Here is a 4,488-nt window from a genome sequence, read left to right on the forward strand (position 1 = left end):
GCTCGGGGGTTCCCGGCACGCTCAAGGCATGAAGCGTTTTCGCGTCCCCTGCCTTCAGGGCTTCGATGTATCGGTGCACCACATCCCGGACAGCGCTCCTCCCGGGCTCTTCCTGGAGGCGCACCATGGCTTCCTCGAGAAGTGCGTGGGATTCGCTCTCCAGTCCGTAGGCCGATGCCAGTTCAACGGGCAGGTAACCGTGGTTATCGCGGACATCCGCTACCGCTCCGGCGTTCAATAGTGACTGGATCACCGATCCGGCGTCCGCGCGCGCAGCCAGATGCAATGGAGTCCGCCCGTCTCTATCCGTCTTTTCCAGGTCCGCCCCGGACTCTACCAGGGTTTTTGCGAATTCACTCCGGCCTTTCAGAGCTGCCCAGTGCAGCGCCGAGCGACCGGTCGGATCCACGGCCGAAACGGGAGTACCTTGAGCCAACAGAGCCTGGAATGTTTCAATGTCGCCTTCCCGGACCGCCGTGAGCAGCCGCGATCCTTCCGCCTGCGGGACGGTGGGTGAACCATCCGGTTGCTGTTGTGCCGGCCAAGGCGGGTCATGTCTCTCCATATCCGGGCCGGAAACTTCCCCCGTTCCTGGGGGCGCGGGCGCATCCCGGCCACAGGCGCAAATCACGCTGAGGAGGAGACCAACGGCATACAGCCGGAATTGAGACTTCTTGCCGGTCCGGGCAGAACGGCCTAGCGAATGGATACGGAACAAATTCAAACCCCCCGGAGAATGATTGTAAGCACCCGTAATATGAAATGTCAAGAAAAAAGGGTGGATGACTCCAAGTTTGTTTATTTAGCTAAATCTTTGTAAAATCAAGTCACAAACCCCATGCCCAAAAAGCCGACCTGTCAGGAACTGGAAGAGAGAATCAGGAATCTCCGGGAAGAGTTGAAAAGAGAGAAAGAGTCCAGGGCCGCCTTGGAGGAAAGCGAGGGACAATACCGCCTGCTCGTGACAAAAGCCATGCACGCCATCCTGGTGGCTCAGGATGGCAACCTGGTTTTTGTCAATCCCATGGCGGCTTTTTTGACCGGCTATTCCCCGCGGGAGCTGCAGTCCAAGCCGTTTGTTGAGTTTGTCCACCCGGATGACCGGCAATTGGTTCTGGGGCGCCACCTGCAGAGAATGGAGGGAAAAGAAGCACCCCAGGTATACGCTTTTCGGATTCTGCACAAAAAAGGCTGGTATATCTGGGCGGAGTTGCATGCTGTCTTAATCGACTGGGAGGGCAAACCGGCTTCCTTGAATTTCGTTCATGATATCGGGGAACGCAGAAAAACCCAAAAGGCTTTGCTTGAAAGCGAGACCAAATTCCGCACGATTTTTGAAAACGCGAATGACGCGATTTTCCTGATGAATAGGGACACCTTTATTGACTGCAACCGGAAAACCCTGGAAATGTTCGCTTGCACCCGGGAACAGATCATCGGGCAGCCGCCATATAAATTTTCGCCCAGTACCCAGCCGGATGGGAGGCTCTCGAAAGAAAAAGCCCGTGAGATGATTGAAGCGGCAATGCGGGGAGAAGCCCAATGTTTTGAATGGCAACACAGTCGGTTTGATGGCACCCTCTTTGATGTGGAGGTCAGCCTGAACGCCCTGGGTGCTGTGGGAGAGGATTTTATCCAGGCGATTGTGCGGGATATTACGGACAGAAAGAGATTTGAGCAAGAGATCTTGAGTGAAAGAGAGAGATTCAGAACCCTTGCGGACAATGCGCCCTTCGGCATGGTGTTGTCCACGGAACAGGGCGAATATATCTATATCAACAGCAAATTTACGGAACTGACCGGTTACGACATGACTGATGTCCCGAATGGCCGGGAATGGTTTCGCAAGGCTTTCCCGGACAAGGATTACAGGCGCCTGGTCATATCAAAATGGGTGGAGGATTTCAAAGATGCGTTGCCCGGGGAAAAGAAGCCCAGGGTTTTCACGATGATCTGCAAGGACGGAAAGAAAAGGATATTCAGCCTGATTTCATCGCTGCTGGTTTCCGGTGAGTTTTTGACCACATTCGAAGATCTCACCGAACAAAAAAGGGTCGAAAGGCAACTTCGCCAGGCGCAGAAGATGGAATCAATCGGCACACTCGCGGGCGGAATCGCTCATGATTTCAACAACCTGCTCATGGGGATTCAGGGCTATGCGTCCCTGATCCTGAAGGATATTGATCCATCTCATCATTATTACAAATGGATCAGCAGGATTGAGGAGCAGGTCCAGAGCGGCTCGGCCCTGACCCGGCAGTTGCTGGGTTTCGCGCGTGGCGGGCAATATGAAGTCAAACCTGTCGACATCAGCGATATCCTCGGCAAAACCGCGGCGATCTTCGGCAGAACCAGAAAAGAGATCACGATCAACCAGCAATATGAAGCGGATCTGTGGACCGTGGAGGTGGATCGCGGCCAGATGGAACAGGTTCTGATGAATCTGTATTTGAATGCCTGGCATGCCATGCCTGACGGCGGTGAACTCTTTCTGAAAACGGAAAATGCCTGGGTCAGCGATGAGCAGGCATCCAAATACGGCATTACTTCGGGCCGATATGTAAAAGTTACGGTTGCCGATTCCGGCGTTGGCATGGATGCGCGGACAAAGGAACGTATCTTTGACCCGTTTTTTACAACCAGGGAAATGGGAAGGGGAGCCGGATTGGGCCTGGCCATGGTCTATGGCATCATCAGGGGGCACAAAGGCGGAATCGAAGTGTTCAGCGAACCCGGCCAAGGTGCGGTTTTTTTAATCCTCATACCCGCTTCCGAAAAAAAGGTGGCTGCTGAAAACCGGGAAACCCGGGCAGCGGAAGAGGGCAATGAGACAATCCTGATCGTGGACGATGAAAGTGTGGTTCTGGACGTGAGCCGCAGCATGGCTGAGTCCCTCGGCTACAAGGTCTACGCGTTCCTCGATGTCCGGGATGCCCTGGCATTTTATGAGAATCAGAAAGAGGAAATTGACCTTGTCATTCTGGATATGATCATGCCCGGGATGTCCGGAGAAGAAGCGTTCAACCGCCTCAGAAAGGTCAATCCGGAAGTTAAAGTCCTGCTTTCCAGCGGTTACAGCATCAACGGAAAAGCCCGTGAAATATTGAAATGTGGTTGCAACGGTTTCATTCAGAAGCCATTTAAACTGAAACAATTCGCCCAGAGCATCCGCGAAGTGCTGCAGTGAATCCGGAGTCCGTACAAGGGTTGTTGACAGGTGAGGGGGAGGGACCCTATCATGTGGGTGGCGCGGGGAAATGTCTGATATAGGAAAGAAGAATATTTTTCGGCGGGTATTTGAACGTTCCGTCCGGGCAGCGGCGGTTGTGGATCGAGACGGGCGCATCCACCTAAGCAACAGCGGTTTTCAACGCATGATCCCGGGCTCCCGGTTGCCCCAATCCATTCTGGAAATCCTGAAGATGCGGCGGACGTTCCAGGTTTCCGCGGAGCAGGAGCATGCACGCTTCTTAATTATTGACCCCGGCACGGGCCGGAACCAGCCGGCCACCTTGACACAGTTACCCGGAGAGCCAGGCGGGGAGAATTTATTTCTGCTGGAATTCCACAGTCATTTCGAAGAAACACGTCTGGAAGAGGCCCTTCAGGAAAGCGAACAGCGTTTCTGTCAATTGCAGCAGAATCTGCCCGTGGGCATCTATCGCGCCAACCGCGACGGAGACCTGGAGACCGTCAACGATACGCTTCTGCGCATGACGGGCTATGACTCTTTCTCGCAACTGCAGATGGCGGAATTGGAGGATGTGTGGGCCGACGTCAGGGAAAGGGACAACCTGATTCGGCGGCTGCGCGAGGAAGGCGCCGTACTGGGCTACACCGTGCACTTGAAGCGCAAGGACGGCGGCGAGTTCATCGGGTCATTTGATGCCAGGGGCAAATTTGATAAAGAGGGGAAACTCGTTTATTTCGACACCATTGTCCAGGATATCACCGAAAAAGTCCGGGCCCAAAAAGAGCTTGAACGCCTGGCCACCTCGGACAGCCTCACCGGACTGGCCAACCGCCAACACCTGATGGCGAAGCTGGAATATGAGCTGAAACGGGCTGAACGCTACGACACGCCGTTGACGCTTTTGATGATCGATCTGGATTATTTCAAGCAGATCAACGATACCCGGGGCCACCAGGCCGGCGACGCGGTGTTGCGGGACTTTGCCGGACTGGTTGGGCAAAACCTGAGAGAGATCGACCACGCGGGACGATACGGTGGTGAGGAATTCTGCGTAGTGCTGCCGGAAACGGATCTGGAAGGCGGTATCATTATCGCGGAACGGATCAGGGAGTCGGTGGAAAACCACGTTTTCTCCGGCCGCGACGAAGCATCTTTTCACGTCACCTGCAGTATCGGTGTTGTGAACGCGGAATCCGCAGACATGGATGAACTGATATCTGTGGCGGATTCACGTCTCTACGAGGCGAAGCGGGACGGCCGCAACCGAGTTGTACCGTATAGAGTTGAAAAGTTGA

At 54.5% G+C, this 4,488-nt stretch carries 3 protein-coding genes; 2 read left to right on the plus strand and 1 reads right to left on the minus strand.

What is annotated here, in order from left to right:
• On the minus strand, window positions 1-565 hold a 565-nt coding region (locus ENN40_05040), incomplete at its 3' end, for an ankyrin repeat domain-containing protein (protein ID HDP94711.1).
• 273 nt (window positions 566-838) lie between these two features.
• Between ENN40_05040 and ENN40_05045 the strand changes: the two genes are divergently transcribed.
• On the plus strand, window positions 839-3,187 hold the full coding sequence (locus tag ENN40_05045) for a PAS domain S-box protein (GenBank protein ID HDP94712.1): 2,349 nt from the start codon (window positions 839-841) through the stop codon (window positions 3,185-3,187).
• A 70-nt stretch (window positions 3,188-3,257) separates the two neighbouring features.
• Window positions 3,258-4,488, plus strand: a 1,231-nt coding sequence (locus ENN40_05050; GenBank protein ID HDP94713.1) for a diguanylate cyclase, incomplete at its 3' end; no start/stop codon positions are given.

The organism is Candidatus Aminicenantes bacterium, from assembly GCA_011049425.1.
In the GTDB taxonomy this organism is placed as follows: Bacteria; Acidobacteriota; Aminicenantia; order UBA2199; family UBA2199; genus UBA876.

Coding starts and splice junctions, on each gene's coding strand:
- ENN40_05045 (HDP94712.1), top strand. CDS start 839: ATGCCCAAAAAGCCGACCTGTCAGGAACTGGAAGAGAGAATCAGGAAT.